At 60.7% G+C, this 15,064-nt stretch carries 16 protein-coding genes; 6 read left to right on the forward strand and 10 right to left on the reverse strand.

Features of this window, described 5'->3' with window-relative positions:
• Positions 1-19 precede the first annotated feature (19 nt).
• Positions 20-361, forward strand: a complete 342-nt coding sequence (locus ACK1U9_RS21230) for a zinc ribbon domain-containing protein YjdM (RefSeq protein ID WP_009686103.1) — start codon at positions 20-22, stop codon at positions 359-361.
• Positions 362-445: 84 nt separating this feature from the next.
• Positions 446-691, forward strand: a complete 246-nt coding sequence (locus ACK1U9_RS21235; protein ID WP_003256316.1) for a PA4570 family protein — start codon at positions 446-448, stop codon at positions 689-691.
• 118 nt (positions 692-809) lie between these two features.
• On the opposite strand, the gene ACK1U9_RS21240 is transcribed toward ACK1U9_RS21235, so the two are convergent.
• From ACK1U9_RS21240 to ACK1U9_RS21260, 5 genes are all read right to left on the reverse strand, one after another.
• On the reverse strand, positions 810-1,427 hold the full coding sequence (locus ACK1U9_RS21240) for an FKBP-type peptidyl-prolyl cis-trans isomerase (protein WP_025337633.1): 618 nt from the start codon (positions 1,425-1,427) through the stop codon (positions 810-812).
• Between the two features lie 85 nt (positions 1,428-1,512).
• Entirely contained in the window at positions 1,513-1,818 is a 306-nt protein-coding gene (locus tag ACK1U9_RS21245; RefSeq protein WP_015268897.1) for a DUF6482 family protein, read from the reverse strand.
• Positions 1,819-1,976: 158 nt separating this feature from the next.
• Positions 1,977-2,465: a TIGR00645 family protein gene (locus ACK1U9_RS21250; RefSeq protein ID WP_003247486.1), complete on the reverse strand. Its 489-nt coding sequence runs from the start codon at positions 2,463-2,465 to the stop codon at positions 1,977-1,979.
• A gap of 152 nt (positions 2,466-2,617) precedes the next feature.
• The gene (locus tag ACK1U9_RS21255) at positions 2,618-2,956 is read right to left on the reverse strand and encodes a PA4575 family protein (RefSeq protein WP_003247487.1); all 339 of its coding nucleotides are present in this window, start codon (positions 2,954-2,956) and stop codon (positions 2,618-2,620) included.
• Between the two features lie 161 nt (positions 2,957-3,117).
• Positions 3,118-5,556 (reverse strand): Lon protease family protein, encoded by a 2,439-nt coding sequence (locus ACK1U9_RS21260; protein ID WP_046616150.1) that lies wholly within the window; start codon positions 5,554-5,556, stop codon positions 3,118-3,120.
• Positions 5,557-5,809: 253 nt separating this feature from the next.
• Here ACK1U9_RS21260 and ACK1U9_RS21265 point away from each other — a divergent pair, with 253 nt between their 5' ends.
• The 4 genes from ACK1U9_RS21265 to ACK1U9_RS21280 all read left to right on the forward strand — a co-directional run bounded on the left by ACK1U9_RS21265 (position 5,810) and on the right by ACK1U9_RS21280 (position 9,301).
• A complete protein-coding gene (locus ACK1U9_RS21265) occupies positions 5,810-6,298 on the forward strand; it encodes a DUF3015 domain-containing protein (protein ID WP_003256313.1) in 489 nt (162 codons plus the stop codon).
• A 74-nt stretch (positions 6,299-6,372) separates the two neighbouring features.
• Positions 6,373-8,226: an Lnb N-terminal periplasmic domain-containing protein gene (locus ACK1U9_RS21270; protein ID WP_085601882.1), complete on the forward strand. Its 1,854-nt coding sequence runs from the start codon at positions 6,373-6,375 to the stop codon at positions 8,224-8,226.
• 153 nt (positions 8,227-8,379) lie between these two features.
• Complete coding sequence (locus ACK1U9_RS21275) at positions 8,380-8,736, forward strand: hypothetical protein (protein ID WP_046616152.1); 357 nt, start codon at positions 8,380-8,382, stop codon at positions 8,734-8,736.
• 67 nt (positions 8,737-8,803) lie between these two features.
• Entirely contained in the window at positions 8,804-9,301 is a 498-nt protein-coding gene (locus ACK1U9_RS21280; protein WP_449110164.1) for a GreA/GreB family elongation factor, read from the forward strand.
• A 123-nt stretch (positions 9,302-9,424) separates the two neighbouring features.
• Here the strand turns inward: ACK1U9_RS21280 and gdhA are convergent, their stop codons facing one another.
• The 5 genes from gdhA to ACK1U9_RS21305 form a co-directional block, all read right to left on the reverse strand.
• Positions 9,425-10,765 (reverse strand): NADP-specific glutamate dehydrogenase, encoded by a 1,341-nt coding sequence (gene gdhA / locus ACK1U9_RS21285; RefSeq protein ID WP_108480495.1) that lies wholly within the window; start codon positions 10,763-10,765, stop codon positions 9,425-9,427.
• Between the two features lie 314 nt (positions 10,766-11,079).
• The gene (gene ettA / locus ACK1U9_RS21290) at positions 11,080-12,747 is read right to left on the reverse strand and encodes an energy-dependent translational throttle protein EttA (protein WP_015268893.1); all 1,668 of its coding nucleotides are present in this window, start codon (positions 12,745-12,747) and stop codon (positions 11,080-11,082) included.
• A gap of 832 nt (positions 12,748-13,579) precedes the next feature.
• On the reverse strand, positions 13,580-13,834 hold the full coding sequence (locus tag ACK1U9_RS21295; protein ID WP_075043697.1) for a MafI family immunity protein: 255 nt from the start codon (positions 13,832-13,834) through the stop codon (positions 13,580-13,582).
• A 57-nt stretch (positions 13,835-13,891) separates the two neighbouring features.
• Entirely contained in the window at positions 13,892-14,443 is a 552-nt protein-coding gene (locus ACK1U9_RS21300; protein ID WP_085618659.1) for a DUF6990 domain-containing protein, read from the reverse strand.
• A gap of 311 nt (positions 14,444-14,754) precedes the next feature.
• Entirely contained in the window at positions 14,755-14,967 is a 213-nt protein-coding gene (locus tag ACK1U9_RS21305; protein WP_153670664.1) for a hypothetical protein, read from the reverse strand.
• Between the last annotated feature and the right edge of the window lie 97 nt (positions 14,968-15,064).

The raw sequence follows: 15,064 nt of genomic DNA on the forward strand, positions 1-15,064 counted from the left end.
GTTTGTTTGAGGAACCGAAGTGAGCACTCTGCCACCCTGCCCGAAATGCAACTCCGAATACACCTATGAGGATGGCACTCAGCTGATCTGCCCTGAATGTGCCCACGAGTGGTCGGCCAGCGGCGACGCCGAAGCGGCCAGCGACGAGGTGGTGAAGAAGGACTCGGTCGGCAACATCCTGCAGGACGGCGACACCGTCACCGTGATCAAGGACCTCAAGGTCAAGGGCTCGTCCCTGGTGGTCAAGGTCGGCACCAAGGTCAAGAACATCCGCCTGTGCGACGGCGATCACGACATCGACTGCAAGATCGACGGCATCGGCGCCATGAAGCTGAAGTCCGAGTTCGTGCGCAAGGTCTGATTTTCCATAAAACCGCCAATTGGCGCTTGCTATTAAGATAATAAGAATTATTCTCATTGGAACTGCTTTCCAAGGAGAATAGCCATGACTTATCTGATCGACGCCTGGCTGGACCGCCCTCACCCTTACCTGCGCATCCTTCATCGGGAAACCGGCGAAGTGTGCGCGGTGCTTGAAGAAGAAGCGCTCGACGAGCTGCGTGACCAGGGCGACCTGGACATGAGCGGGCTGAATTCGAGTGAACCTGGGGTGCTCAAGGAGCTGGTGCGGAATCTGTTTCTATTTTGCTATGCGCGGGCGTTGCGCCCCGGGGGAACAGACTGGAACTGACGGACCTGGCGAGGGCTTCGCCCTCGGTCGCGACACAAGGCCGCTCCTACAGAAGATTGCGTTCCCCTGTAGGAGCGGCCTTGTGCCGCGAAAGGGCCGCAAAGCGGCCCCAGCGGTATTACAGAACGTCGAGCAGCTCGACGTCGAATACCAGCACGCTGTGCGGCGGGATGCTGCCAACGCCTTGGGCGCCATAGGCCAGCTCGCTCGGCACGTACAGGCGCCATTTGCTGCCAGCGTTCATCAGCTGCAGGGCTTCGGTCCAGCCAGCGATCACACCACCTACCGGGAATTCAGCCGGCTGACCACGGTCGTAGGAGCTGTCGAACACAGTGCCGTCGATCAGGGTGCCGTGGTAGTGGGTGCGCACGTTGTCTTCGCGGGTCGGCTTGGCGCCTTCACCTGCGGTCAGTACTTCGAACTGCAGGCCCGAAGCCAGGGTGGTGATGCCGTCACGCTTGGCGTTCTCGACCAGGAATGCCTTGCCAGCGGCAGCAGCGGCTTCAGCCTTGGCAGCTGCTTCGGCTTGCATCACGTCGCGGATGACCTTGAAGCTGGCCGACAGGTCGGCTTCGCTGACGCGGCTGTCGGCGCCATTGAAGGCGTCGGTCAGGCCGGCCAGGATGGCTTCCAGGCTGACGCCTGGTGGCGGGTTGTCGCGCAGTTGGCCGCCCAGCTGACGGCCGATGCCGTAGCTGACGCGAGTTTCGTCGGTGGACAGGTTGAGTTCGGACATTGTCGTGCTCCACTGCAGGGCGCAGTGAAGCCGCGCCCTTGATGAAAAGGGCGAGCAGCCTAGCACACTGGGGCGCTGCGAGCAGCTACCAGGCCGAGCGCTGGGAAATCGGCACCTTCAAGTCTTCTTCCGGGTGCGTGCCCATGCCGCACATTTCGTCCTGTACCGACCAGTGCACCAGGTTCATCGAGACCATGGGGATGGTTTGCAGCAACTTGCGCGCATCCTCCACCGAATGCACGCGCAAGCGTTCACCACGGGCATCGGACAGGGGGTGGGGGTGGCCTTTGATCCGGGCCTCTAGCAGGTAGTCCCCGCCTTCGATGGCGATCAGGTTCAGTTCGTCGACATGGCCAGCCCTGGCCTCGGTGTTGAGCTGATGCAGGTTCATGAGAGCACCTCGCGATGGGAACCACGCATGAGAGCTCATTTTTTGTACAGAAAGGGCGAATGCACAAGGCATGACCGACGCCGCTCGTCAGGTGGACCGTGCCGACCTCTTCGCGGGCTTGCCCGCTTCCACAGGGATTGCGAAGAGGCCTGAAAGGCTCAGTGCTTGGTCAGCTTGTCCAGGTAGCCCATGCAGAATGCCGAGACCACGAAGGTCATGTGGATGATCACATACCACATCAGGTAATCGGTGGAGATGTTCTGTGCGTCCATGAACACCCGCAGCAGGTGGATGGACGAAATGGCCACGATCGACGCGGCAACCTTCATCTTCAGCGACGAAGAGTCCATCTTGCCCAGCCAGTTGAGCTTTTCCTTGCTCTCGTCGATGTCCAGTTGCGAAACGAAGTTCTCGTAGCCGGAGATCATCACCATCACCAGCAGGCCACCCACCAGCGACATGTCGATCAGCGACAGGATCACCAGGATCAGGTCGGCTTCGCTGAGGGCGAAGACGTTGGGCAGGACGTGGACCACTTCCTGGAAGAATTTCAGCGCCAGGGCCAGCAGGCCGAGGGACAGGCCGAAGTAGATGGGGGCGAGCAGCCAGCGCGAGGCATACATCGCGTTTTCGAGGATACGTTCCATGGAGTGTCGGGACTCATCAGGTGACTAAAAAAGCGACGGCGAGTATAGCCAGCCACCTGTTACAGCAAAAGCCCAGGGCTGCCATGCAGCCCATTCGCTTGTAGGAGCAGCCTTGTGCCGCGAATGGGCCGCGAAGCGGCCCCCTGCATCAATCAGGTCTCAGGATGAAACTGGTAATCCCCCAGATTCCGACACCGCTCACCGTTGATCCGCCGCAACTGCGCCTGCAAATGCAAACACCAGATCTGCGGATCCTCGGCCACCTGGTACCCATGCAAGGTCAGGCTGTCGACAATGGCATTGAGCACCGATTCGGCCACCAGCGGCCCATGGAACGGCCCTTGTGCCTTGATCGCGGACGGTTGTTCGCCGGCCATGCCGGCGGCAAACAGCAGCGTCCACATGCCGTTGTCCCCGGCCAGCGGACGAATGCTGCATTCGATGCGGGTCACCAGGCCCAGGCACTGGCGAGTGAGGCTGAGATTGCGCATGGCCGCGCCCCCTCCAATAAGCCTTGTTCAGCCTGAAATTCAGGCTGTCTCCATCCTGAACGCTGATACCGTCCTTAAGTTCCAGCATAGAAGAACGGTAAAGAAAGATGGAAAACCGGCGCTGAACGGTAGCACATCGCCGCTAGCGCCGGTTTATTGACTCAGGCAGGCTTGGCCTGGGCAATCACCTCTTCCAGGCGTTCTTTCTCCGCCTTCTCGATTTCTTCCTCGCCAATCATCTCGGCGATCTCGCGCAGGCGCTCCACCACCCGGGCGTTGACGCTGCCTTCGGTGAACTGACCCTTGTCATCCAGCACACCGGCCTCCTCGCCCACCAGCAGGCTCAACGCCTCGTCGGCCTGGCTGACCGCGTACACGTGGAACATGCCATTCTCCACCGCCTGAAGCACGCGCTCGTCGAGCATCAGCGTGGCAACGTTGGCACGCGGGATGATCACCCCCTGCTCACCGGTCAGGCCACGCGCCTCGCACAGGCGGAAGAAGCCCTCGATCTTCTCGTTGACCCCACCCACTGCCTGCACTTCACCAAACTGGTTGATCGAGCCAGTGATGGCGAAGCACTGCTTGAGCGGCGTGCGCGACAATGCCGAAATCAGCGTGCAGGCTTCACCCAGCGAGGCGCTGTCACCGTCCACATAGCCGTAGGACTGTTCCAGGGCGATGCTCGCCGAAATCGCCAGCGGGAACTCCTGGGCATAGCGGCTGCCCAGGTAGCCGGTGAGGATCATCACCCCCTTGGAGTGGATCGGCTGGCCTAGGTTGACCTCACGCTCGATGTCGACGATACCGCTGCCACCCGGGTACACGGTGGCGGAGATACGCGCCGGCATGCCGAAGGCCGAATCGCCCACTTCGAGCACGGTCAGGCCGTTGCACTTGCCGATGGCCGCGCCTTCGGTGTCGATCAGGATGATGCCGGCGAGCATGTCGTCCAGCACCCGCTGCGAAACACGCCCGGTGCGGGTGGCCTTGGCCTTGAGCGCACGCTCGATGTGCCCGGCGTCGGTCATTTCGTCACTGGCCAGCTGGCGGATGAAATCGGCTTCGCTGACCAACTGGAACAGGTCGCCGATACGCGCCGACAGGCGCGACTGGTTTTCCGCCAGGCGGGCGCTGTAGGTAGCCAGACGCGCCACCGCGTCACTGGTCAGTGGCGCCATGCCTTCTTCGTTGGTGCGGGTGCGCAACAGCTGGGCGAACTGCTCCAGGTTCTCGTCGACCATGGGCATGTCTTCGTCGAAGTCCACCAGCACCCGGAACATCTCCTGGAAGTCCGGGTCGTGGTCCTGCAGCGCGTAATACAGCTGACGCGAGCCGATGATGACCAGCTTGATGTTCAGCGGGATCATCTGCGGCGTCAGGCTGACGGTAGCCACCCGGCCCAGCTCGCCCAGTGGCGACTCCATCTTCAACTTGCGCGACTGCAGCGCACGCTTGAGCGCGTCCCAGACGAACGGCTCGCCCAGCATCTTCTCGGCTTCCAGAATCAGGAAGCCGCCGTTGGCGCGGTGCAGCGCACCCGGGCGCAGCTGGCGGTACGAGGTGTACAGCGCACCCTGGTCGGTGCTGTATTCGATACGGCCAAACAGGTTGTCGTATGTCGGGTGCGGCTCGAACACCACCGGCGCACCGCCGTCGGCGTGGTGGCCGACCACCAGGCTCGGGGCGTACTGCTCTTCCAGCAGCTTGCGCGCGGCCGCGTCGGTCTTGCTGTCATCGACCAGTTGCTCGACCACGGTACGCAGCAGGTTCAACTGCACCGACTGCAGGTAGGCGCAAACCGCGGCGTTCTCGGCGTACTTCTCCGACAGCGGCGCCAGCAACGGTTGCAGGGCCAGGGTGATGGTTTCTTCGTTGAGCTGGCGCAGTTGGTTGTTCGACTCGCGTTTCCATTGCGGCAGGCTGGCCAGCTCTTCGTTCAGGCGCTCCTCGAGCAGGGCGATATCCTCGTGGAACTGCTCGCGCACCTCCTCTGGCAACTGGGCGAATTCGGCTTCGTCCAACGCCTTGCCGTCGGCCATCGGCGTGAAGGCGACGTTGCTGGCGTCACGGTACAAGGCCACGTCCTTTTCCAGCGAGGCGCGCTCGATCACATCCAGGGCGCGGTCGTAACGCTGGTTGAAGGCGCGGTCGATGGCGCCCTTCTTCTGCTGGTACGACGGGTGCTCGAACACCGCCGGGAAGGTCGACAACAGGTTGTCGATCAGCCCGTTCATGTCCGCGATGAACGCCCCGGCGCTGCCGGACGGCAATTCCAGCGCGCGGGGTTCACGGGTGTCATCGAAGTGGTTGACGTAAACCCAGTCGGCCGGGGTCTGCTGGCGCTTGCCCTCGGCCTTGAGGTAGCGCTTGACGAACGAGAAGCGGCCGGTACCAGGCTCGCCCATCACGTACACATTGTAACCAGGGCGCGGCATGGCCACGCCGAACTGCAGGGCCTCGACAGCACGCTCCTGGCCCAGGACTCCGCGAAACGGCTCCAGATCGTCGGTATTGGTAAAGGCAAACTGCTCGGGGGAGAAACGCCGGGTCAGGGCTTCAGGCGCGAGACGCAGGCGCGCAGCGACAGGATCGGGCATTGGGTTTCCTTACTTCGGCGGGGCAGATACGCAGCATTCTGGCGCTGCCCGCGCGCGCCTTGCAAGGCTCCACGGGACTTTATGTCGCAGCCGATGCGGGTCATGTAACAGCAAATTTTTCGCAATCAACAACGCAACTCTTAGATCGTGCCTAAACTCCAAGCTGCGCGGGTGGGTTAAAAGCTTTCCCGACCTGGCAACCGAGTTGCCAGAAACCCTGACCCTTGGTTAAGTCAAATAGAGAACAAATGCTATGAAACGGATTCTTCTGGGTACTCTGTTCACCGTGGTCTCGATCAATGCCATGGCCGAAGCGCCAGGCGGCCCGAACTGCGGCTGGGGCAACATGCTGTTCGAAGGCCAGCGCGGCACTCCGGCACACTTCCTGGCTTCTACCACCAATGGCACCTCCGGTAACGCCACCTTCGGCATGACCTCCGGCACCAACGGCTGCTCGACCAAAGCGTCGCTGACCTACGGCGGCAAGTCCTGGTTCGCCATGAACGGCATGATGAACGAACTGTCCGAAGACATGGCCATGGGCCAGGGCGAAGCGCTGACCACCTATGCCGTGGTTCTGGGCGTGGCTCCGGAAGACCGTGGCTACTTCGCATCGGTCACCCACCAGCACTTCAACCAGATCTTCAGCAGCGCCGACGTCACTGCCGAAACCGTCCACAGCAACACCCTGGCTGTTCTGAAGAACGACCCACGCCTGGCCAAATACGCAACCGAGGCCTGAGTGCAGCTGCTCCCGCCCCGACCCCGGGGCGGGTTTCGCCTTTTTTCGGCATCGTTAAGAAGTAGTTGCCCGACATGCTCAAACGCTTCGTATCCCTGGCGCTGTGTGCCTGCGCCCCTGTTCATGCCGCGCCCGTGCTGGACCAAGGCCGTGTCCAGCAACTGGCCAACACCCCTTACTGGATTGCCCTGGGCCATTACGAAACCGCCAAGCTGGGTGGCTGGCGCAGCTATGTGGACGATGATGCGTTCTTCCTTGCCGAGGATGGCGCGCACCACCCCGACCAGGAGCTGCAAGCCACGGTCGAAGCGCTGTACGCCCCGGCCAGCCTCGGCGACAAGCATGCCCAGTGCGTGTTCCCGGCACGCACCCGCTGGCTGCGCGAACAGCTCGACCTTCAGAACCTGCCGCAACCGGACTGTAAGGAATTCACCACCTGGTACCAATCGATCGACCCGCACAGTGCGGCGCTGATCTTCCCGGCGGCCTACCTGAACAGCCCGTCATCGATGTTCGGCCACACCTTGCTGCGCATCGACCAGTCCAACACCCGCAGCGACGACACCACGCTGCTGAGCTACGCGATTAACTTCGGCGCCTATATCGAAGGCAGCGACAACAGTATCCTGTACGCCTGGAAGGGCCTGATGGGCGGCTACCCTGGCCTGTTCGCGCTGATGCCCTACCAGGAAAAACTGTCCGAATACCGCAGCCTGGAAAACCGCGACCTCTGGGAGTACCAGTTGGACCTGACCCCGGAAGAAACCGGGCGCATGGTCGAGCATGTGTGGGAGTTGAAGCAGATCCAGTTCGACTATTTCTTCTTCGACGAAAACTGCTCGTACCGCCTGCTGGAACTGCTGCAGGTGGCCCGACCAAGCCTGGACCTGACCTCGCAGTTCCCGCTGACCGCCATCCCGACCGACACGGTGAAGGCCGTGAAGCAGTCCGGCCTGGTCGCCAGCGAGACGTACCGCCCCTCTCGCGAACGCGAACTGCTGGCCCGGGCCGAGCCGCTCGATCACGACGAAAAGCGCCAGGTGCTGGCTGCAAGCGCCGATACCTCGCACCTGCAGAGCCCCGAGTTCAAGGCCCTGCCCCGCCAGCGCCAGGCGCTGGTGCAGGATGCCGCGTACCGCCTGGAGCGTTACCGCGCCAATGGCCAGGAGCGCGACCCTGGGCAGGCCAAGCGCAGTTTCGAACTGCTGCGGGCGATCAACAGCAACCCGCCACCGCCCCTGCAGATCGAGCGCCCGGGCCTGCCCGAGGACGGCCACGACTCGCGCACCTGGCAGTTGGGCGTGGGCACCCGCGAAGACCGCGCCTACGCCGAATACGGCCTGCGCATGGCCTACCACGACCTGAATGACAACGCCTATGGCTTCCCGCTGGGGGCGCAGATCGAGATCCTGCAGCTGAAGCTGCGCCAGTACGAAGGCAATGACTGGCAGGTGCAGCGCCTGGACCTGGCCACCATCCGCTCGCTGACGCCGCGCAACGAGCTGCTCAAGCCTTGGTCGTGGCAGGTGGCCGGCGGGCTGGAGCGGGTGCCGGGCAAGCATGATGACGAAGTGCTGGTGAGCCATGTGAATGGCGGGGCCGGCGGCACCTGGCAACTGGCCGACGGGTTGCTGGGCTTCGCCTTGGGCACGGTGCGGGTCGAGCACCACAATGATTTTGCCCAGTTCATCGCCCCGGCGGCGGGCTTCAATGGCGGGCTGCTGTGGCGCAACGGGCTGGGCAACATGACGCTGGAGGCCAAGGGCGACTACTTCACCAATGGCGAGGTGCGGCGCAGTGTGAGCCTGAACCAGCAGTGGGAGATCAGCCAGAATCTGGGCCTGCGGTTGAGTGCTTCGCGGGAGTTCAGCCACCTGGCCACGGCGCAGAACGAGGTGATGCTGGAGTTGAAGTGGTATCACTACTGAGGCCGCCTTGCGGCCTTTCGCGGGCGTGCCCGCGAATGGGCCTGTGAGGTCAGCAGAGCAGTGTGAACCAACCGAGTCTTTGACACTGTTTTGACGGCCCCCCGACAAACCGCCACCTAGACTTTCCAGTATCAACCGGAGGGTTTTGTGGTTATGTCGCGGTACTGGTTTGGCGTGTGCATGGCGTTGATGCTGTCTGGTTGCGAAACCACCCACGAGCAGATGGTCAACCAGGGCTATCCCCCCGCCTATGCCGATGGCTTTCAGGACGGCTGCAGCAGCGGCCGCCAGGCGGCAGGGCTGATGGTCGGCGGCTTTCGCAAGGACGTGCCGCGCTACCTGCACGAGCGCCAGTACGAAAGCGGCTGGGACGACGGCTTTCGCCAGTGCCACGCCATGCAGGACAGCGAAGAACAGCGCCAGTACCACGAGCGCTTCTGGGACCAGCGCGAGCGCGACTGGGAGCAGGAAAAGGACCGCGACGCCGCACGCGCCTATCGCCACAACTGAGTCGCAAACGGACATCCCTTGAAACCGGCGGCCTGCGATGATGGTCTCCTGCACAAGGAGGCCACGCATGAGCCGAGCATTCGTCAACGAAGACCAGGCCGCCGCCCAGGCTGATCAGCCAGTCGAGCGACGGGTCAGCGAACAACCCAACTACGTGACCGCCAGCGGCCTGCGCCAGCTGCAGGAGCGCGTGGCTGAACTGAACGCCCTGCGCAGCGAACTGCAGGCACAGGGCGAACGTGGCGACAAGCAGCGCCTGGCGGATACCGAACGGGACCTGCGCTACTTCAGCGCGCGAGTGCAGAGTGCCCAGGTGGTGCCGGCGGCGACGTCGCACAGCAAGGTGCAGATTGGTAGCCGGGTGCGGTTTGTCGATGGGCAGGACCAGGAGCAAGTAGTAAGGCTGGTGGGTGAGGATGAAGCGGATGCCGGGCGGGGGTTGATCAACTGGGGTTCGCCGTTGGGGCGGGCTTTGCTCGGGGCGGGGCCTGGGGATGAGGTGGTCTGGCGGCGGCCGGTGGGGGAGCAGGTGATCGAAGTAGTTGAGATTTTGGGTGAAGGTTGAGGGCCCTGGGGGCTGCTTTGCAGCCCATCGCGACACAAGGCCGCTCCCACAGGAGTACGCGGTTCCCTGTGGGAGCGGCCTTGTGTCGCGAAAGGGCCGCAAAGCGGCCCCAACGGCCTCAGATCAAACGACGCCCTGCGCCAGCATCGCATCAGCCACTTTCACGAAGCCTGCGATGTTCGCACCTTTGACGTAGTTGATGCTGCCATCCGCCTCTTCACCGTAATGCACGCAAGCATGGTGAATCGACTGCATGATGTTGTGCAGCTTGCTGTCCACCTCACCGGCAGTCCACAGCAGGCGCATGGCGTTCTGCGACATCTCCAGGCCCGACACGGCCACGCCGCCGGCGTTGGAGGCCTTGCCCGGGGCGTACAGGATGCCCGCTTCCAGGAAGATATCCACAGCCTCCAGGGTGGTCGGCATGTTGGCGCCTTCGGCCACGCAGATGCAGCCATTGCGCAGCAAGGTGCGGGCGTCTTCGGCGTCCAGCTCGTTCTGCGTAGCACACGGCAGGGCGATGTCGCACGGCAGGCTCCACGGGGTCTGGCCCTTGCGGAACTCCAGGCCGAACTGCGCGGCCAGTTCGCTGATGCGGCCACGCTTGACGTTCTTCAGTTCCATCACCGCATCCCACTGGGCATCGGTCAGCCCGGCTTCGGCGTACAGGGTGCCTTCGGAGTCGGACAGCGAAATCACCTTGCCGCCCAGGTCCATGACCTTGCGCGCAGCATACTGGGCCACGTTACCCGAACCAGAAATCGCCACGCGGCAGCCATCGATACGTTTGTCCTGGCGCTTGAGCATTTCCTCGGCGAAGTACACGCAGCCGTAGCCGGTGGCTTCCGGGCGGATCAGGCTGCCGCCGTAAGTCATGCCTTTGCCGGTCAGCACCGAAGTGAACTGGTTGGCCAGGCGCTTGTACTGGCCGAACATGAAGCCGATTTCGCGGGCACCCACGCCGATGTCGCCGGCAGGGACGTCCAGGTCAGCACCAATGTGGCGGTACAGCTCGCTCATGAAAGCCTGGCAGAAGCGCATGACTTCGGCATCGCTCTTGCCTTTGGGGTCGAAGTCCGAACCGCCTTTGCCGCCGCCCATGGGCAGCGAGGTGAGGGAGTTCTTGAACACCTGCTCGAAGGCCAGGAACTTCAGCACGCCCAGGTTGACCGACGGGTGGAAGCGCAGGCCGCCCTTGTACGGGCCGATGGCGCTGCTCATCTGGATGCGGTAGCCGCGGTTGACCTGCACCTTGCCCTGGTCATCGACCCAGGACACGCGGAACAGCACGGCGCGCTCTGGCTCGACCATGCGCTCCAGAATGCCGGCCCGCAGGTAATGCGGGTTGGCCTCGAGGAATGGCCACAGGCTGCGCAGCACTTCTTCCACCGCCTGGTGGAATTCAGGTTGGGCCGGGTCGCGTTGCTTCAGGCGCGCGAGGAAATTGTCGACAGATTCGATCATGGTAGACATCTCACCAAGAGGATTGGACTTATTGGTTTTTTTCACGAATGTACCAAGAAGCAATCGCACCGGAATAGGGCGAGATGTCGTTTTTTTGAAATTATTTGGTGCGTTTTCTATAAGTGTATACAAAACCGGGGTTGGCGGCGGCTTCATTCGCGGGCTCGCCCGCTCCCACAGGTACATCACAGGCCTTGGGTTCCAAGGGCTCCTGTGGGAGCGGGCATGCCCGCGAATGAAGCCAGCACCACTTTCCAGCCAGGCACAAAAATGGGGCCTCAAATGGCCCCATTCTTGTGCATCAGAACACCGGCTTACTGGGCCAGCTTCTTGTGCCGTACACGGTGCGGCTGGGCAGCAGCATCACCCAGGCGCTTCTTGCGGTCTGCCTCGTACTCGGTGTAGTTACCCTCGAAGAACACCACGTTCGAGTCGTCTTCGTACGCCAGGATGTGGGTAGCCACACGGTCCAGGAACCAACGGTCGTGGGAGATCACGATCGCCGCGCCCGGGAAGTCCAGCAGGGCTTCTTCCAGCGAACGCAGGGTTTCGACGTCGAGGTCGTTGGACGGTTCGTCGAGCAGCAGGACGTTACCGCCCTCCTTCAGGGTCAGGGCCAGGTGCAGGCGGCCACGCTCACCACCGGACAGGTCCTTGACGAACTTCTGCTGGTCGCCACCCTTGAAGTTGAAGCGGCCTACATAAGTACGCGACGGGATCTCGTAGTTGCCGATGCGGATCATGTCGGAGCCGTCGGAAACCTGCTGGAACACGGTCTTGCCGCCGTCCAGGTCCTCGCGGCTCTGGTCGACGCAGGCCAGCTGCACGGTTTCACCGATCTCGATGCTGCCCGAGTCCGGCTGTTCCTTGCCCATCAGCATGCGGAACAGGGTCGACTTACCGGCACCGTTACCACCGATCACACCGACGATGGCGCCTTTAGGCATGGAGAACGACAGGTTGTCGATCAGCACGCGGTCGCCGTAGCCCTTGGTGACGTTCTTGAACTCGATGACCTTGTCGCCCAGGCGCGGGCCGGCCGGGATGTAGATCTCGTTGGTTTCGCTGCGCTTCTGGAATTCCTGCGACTGCATTTCTTCAAAGCGCTGCAGACGGGCCTTGGACTTGGACTGGCGGGCCTTGGCGCCTTTGCGCACCCATTCCAGTTCCTCTTTCATGGCCTTCTCGTGGGCGCTCTGCTGCTTGGATTCCTGCGCCAGGCGCTCGGACTTGGCTTCAAGCCAGCCCGAGTAGTTGCCTTCGTACGGGATGCCAGCGCCGCGGTCCAGTTCCAGGATCCAGCCGGCGACGTTGTCGAGGAAGTAACGGTCGTGGGTAATGGCTACCACGGTGCCCGGGAAGTCGTGCAGGAAGCGCTCCAGCCAGGCCACCGAGTCGGCGTCCAGGTGGTTGGTCGGTTCGTCCAGCAGCAGCATGTCGGGGGCCGACAGCAGCAGGCGGCACAGGGCCACGCGGCGCTTCTCACCACCGGACAGGTGCTCGATGCGTGCGTCCCAGGCCGGCAGGCGCAGGGCGTCGGCGGCAACGTCCAGCTGGCGCTCAAGGTTGTGGCCGTCAGCGGCCTGCAGGATGGCTTCCAGCTTGGCCTGCTCGGCGGCCAGCTTGTCGAAGTCGGCATCCGGTTCGGCGTAGGCGGCGTAGACCTCGTCCAGGCGTGCCTGGGCGTCCTTGATCACGCTGACCGCTTCCTCGACCACTTCGCGCACCGACTTGTTCGGGTCCAGTTGCGGTTCCTGCGGCAGGTAGCCAACGTTGATGTCGGGCATCGGACGGGCTTCGCCGTCGAATTCCTTGTCGACGCCCGCCATGATCCGCAGCAAGGTCGATTTACCGGCGCCGTTCAGGCCGAGCACGCCGATCTTGGCGCCCGGGAAGAACGACAGGGAAATGTTCTTGAGAATTTCCCGCTTCGGCGGCACGACCTTGCTCAGCCGATGCATGGTGTAGACGTATTGAGCCATTCTGGATACCCCAGTCTAAAGGTTAAGAAATACCGGGCAGCCCACGTGAATTTGACCGGGCTGCCATTGCCAAAAAATTCGTTGTCTGGCGTCGCGCTGTTAATTTGGGCTGCAAAAACGCGTAAACAGCCTTCTCGCCATGAAAATGATCCGTTGCGCAGCTGGCGAGGATTGGCCGGGGGTCTGGATGCCGTCGCTGGGTGGTGCAACGCAGTGAAGCAGCCTTTTCCGCCCTACCTCATGTTCTCGCTTCAAAAAATCGACCTCGCCATGACGCTCAGAGGCGGCAGGCTGCTCGCTCCTGTGGCGCCTGCGCCAGTCGTCGCCGCTGCCAAGCTGGCTATCATCTCAACTACGTGCGACACGCTCAACTGTTCGCCTGCTGGGTGGCAGAAAGGTAGTCATGTTCATCATTGGACAAAGGGAGGCTGAGCAAAGCGGAGTACGCCCCTCTGGTATAGACCAAGACGGCGCTTGGCCTGCGGACTGAGCATCACCAGCGAAAAACGTGAATTTTTCATTGCCGTGGGCGAGCGAATTGCCCGCCTGCGCAAAGAACACGGCATCACCCACACTCTGTTGCGCAGATGCTCGATGCCCTGATCGCTCAAGCCAGGCCTCCCTTCCTTCGCTGCTGGCTTTGGTCGAGGCCGATGCCTGGATGAATATGAACTTAATCTAATTACTATATACAAATTCAATACCAAACTTCATTTCATGACCAATTAAATTAATCTCGTCACGCCATCAACAACGCAGTTATAAACACAGGTCTTTCCGCCAATAGAGGCAACCTCACCTGCGCCTTTTGCACCAACCGACCCCTAGGTTTTTATTTCTTCAATCCCACCAAGTGCTTAAATGGCCCCTCATCTAAATCAAACCCTAGATCTGTGATAAGTCTAACTGCCTCCTGGTACTCGTCGTCCGTAATAGAAATATCAAATTCACAAATGTGATCGCATAGTATCTCAAAGGCTAGGCCTTCCTCATTGTACGCGACATAGTCCAAAGCCCCTTGGAGCAGGCCAGCTTCCAATCGGCCGTCGAATTTCTTCCCGAATTCAATAATACGATCTGCAAACATAAAATTTACCTCATTGATCAGCCGCGACGCTTCAGCGTGTAGCGCTCAAGAAAAAATCTATTTTGCAAGTTTGGCTTTCAAGACTGCCCGATCAATCATGCCATCAGTAATGCAGGGTACAAAACCAAGCCTGTCTCCCATCTCAAAGCTCTTCTTGTAACCGTTCAATCGTTCAACGTCACCAGCTATTGCCAATGCAGCCAAGTGCCGAAGGGGCATCGCGCCTTTACTGTCAGTCGGCAGACTTCTATAAACCATCAGGCCGGACTCAATATTTTGAGAGCGTGCCCAAGACATGGCTTTCTCAGACATCCTGAGAACATCATCACTAGAAAATTCAGGCAACTTCTCCGGAGGCTCATTACTAACTATTACCGGCGAATATCCGCTCCCCTCTCCCCACACAAACGCAACAGTTTCCGAGAATTCTTTGGTCGAAACCGATGGCATAAGTGACACCCGAAAATGATCCGAGCGCTTCTTCACAGACGGGATTACTTGAACTTTAACCCCATCAACATCTGTCACGCAAAAATAATCCCCGACTTCATCCTTGCTACAAACCCAGCCCTGCTCCGTCAAAATTGAAGCAACATCTTTTTCCTTCATCACTTAGCACCAGGAAAATTCATTATCTCAATAGGGATACCGTTAGGATAACATTGATCCTTTAGTGGTACGCCTGGCGTGAGGCCAAAACTTTCGGAAACTTTCCCTCTTGGAATTGAAGCCCCATCTTTTATTTGAGGGAAAAATTCTGACTGACGAATACTCAAGTCCGCGCCCCCTGTCTTAACCTCAATAATTCTCAAGGTCCCATCAGGTGCTTCGGCCACGATATCTGGCCTACAACGACCAGTTCCGCAGGAGCTACCGAATGACATTTCCTTTTCGCTGACTCTGAACCCTTGAGACGAAAGTTAATCCTTTATGTCATCCACCATATTCAAGTGATGATCATAGTGATCTTTGATGGTGACCTTCGGATCTGTTGCAGTACCTTTTGCACCGCTGGTAGCTTTGCCTAGTATCACCACCGCCGCTAACTTTACTACATCATCCCGCGTAGCACCTTTATCGACAAGGTTAATGATTCCTGGCACATCCACGGGCGCCAAGATCGAGCCGAGCAAGCCGTCCTGACGTGCCCGTTCATTGATTGCCTCTGCTGATCTGGCTGGGCCTGCGAAACATGACGGCGAACTGGGGCTCAGCGGCGCAGGATTGGAA

It is taken from the genome of Pseudomonas sp. XP1 (genome assembly GCF_053557675.1).

Coding starts and splice junctions, on each gene's coding strand:
- ACK1U9_RS21235 (WP_003256316.1), top strand. CDS start 446: ATGACTTATCTGATCGACGCCTGGCTGGACCGCCCTCACCCTTACCTG.
- ACK1U9_RS21240 (WP_025337633.1), bottom strand. CDS start 1,427: ATGTCCGAACTCAACCTGTCCACCGACGAAACTCGCGTCAGCTACGGC.
- ACK1U9_RS21245 (WP_015268897.1), bottom strand. CDS start 1,818: ATGAACCTGCATCAGCTCAACACCGAGGCCAGGGCTGGCCATGTCGAC.
- ACK1U9_RS21250 (WP_003247486.1), bottom strand. CDS start 2,465: ATGGAACGTATCCTCGAAAACGCGATGTATGCCTCGCGCTGGCTGCTC.
- ACK1U9_RS21255 (WP_003247487.1), bottom strand. CDS start 2,956: ATGCGCAATCTCAGCCTCACTCGCCAGTGCCTGGGCCTGGTGACCCGC.
- ACK1U9_RS21260 (WP_046616150.1), bottom strand. CDS start 5,556: ATGCCCGATCCTGTCGCTGCGCGCCTGCGTCTCGCGCCTGAAGCCCTG.
- ACK1U9_RS21265 (WP_003256313.1), top strand. CDS start 5,810: ATGAAACGGATTCTTCTGGGTACTCTGTTCACCGTGGTCTCGATCAAT.
- ACK1U9_RS21270 (WP_085601882.1), top strand. CDS start 6,373: ATGCTCAAACGCTTCGTATCCCTGGCGCTGTGTGCCTGCGCCCCTGTT.
- ACK1U9_RS21275 (WP_046616152.1), top strand. CDS start 8,380: ATGTCGCGGTACTGGTTTGGCGTGTGCATGGCGTTGATGCTGTCTGGT.
- ACK1U9_RS21280 (WP_449110164.1), top strand. CDS start 8,804: ATGAGCCGAGCATTCGTCAACGAAGACCAGGCCGCCGCCCAGGCTGAT.
- gdhA (WP_108480495.1), bottom strand. CDS start 10,765: ATGATCGAATCTGTCGACAATTTCCTCGCGCGCCTGAAGCAACGCGAC.
- ettA (WP_015268893.1), bottom strand. CDS start 12,747: ATGGCTCAATACGTCTACACCATGCATCGGCTGAGCAAGGTCGTGCCG.
- ACK1U9_RS21295 (WP_075043697.1), bottom strand. CDS start 13,834: ATGTTTGCAGATCGTATTATTGAATTCGGGAAGAAATTCGACGGCCGA.
- ACK1U9_RS21300 (WP_085618659.1), bottom strand. CDS start 14,443: ATGAAGGAAAAAGATGTTGCTTCAATTTTGACGGAGCAGGGCTGGGTT.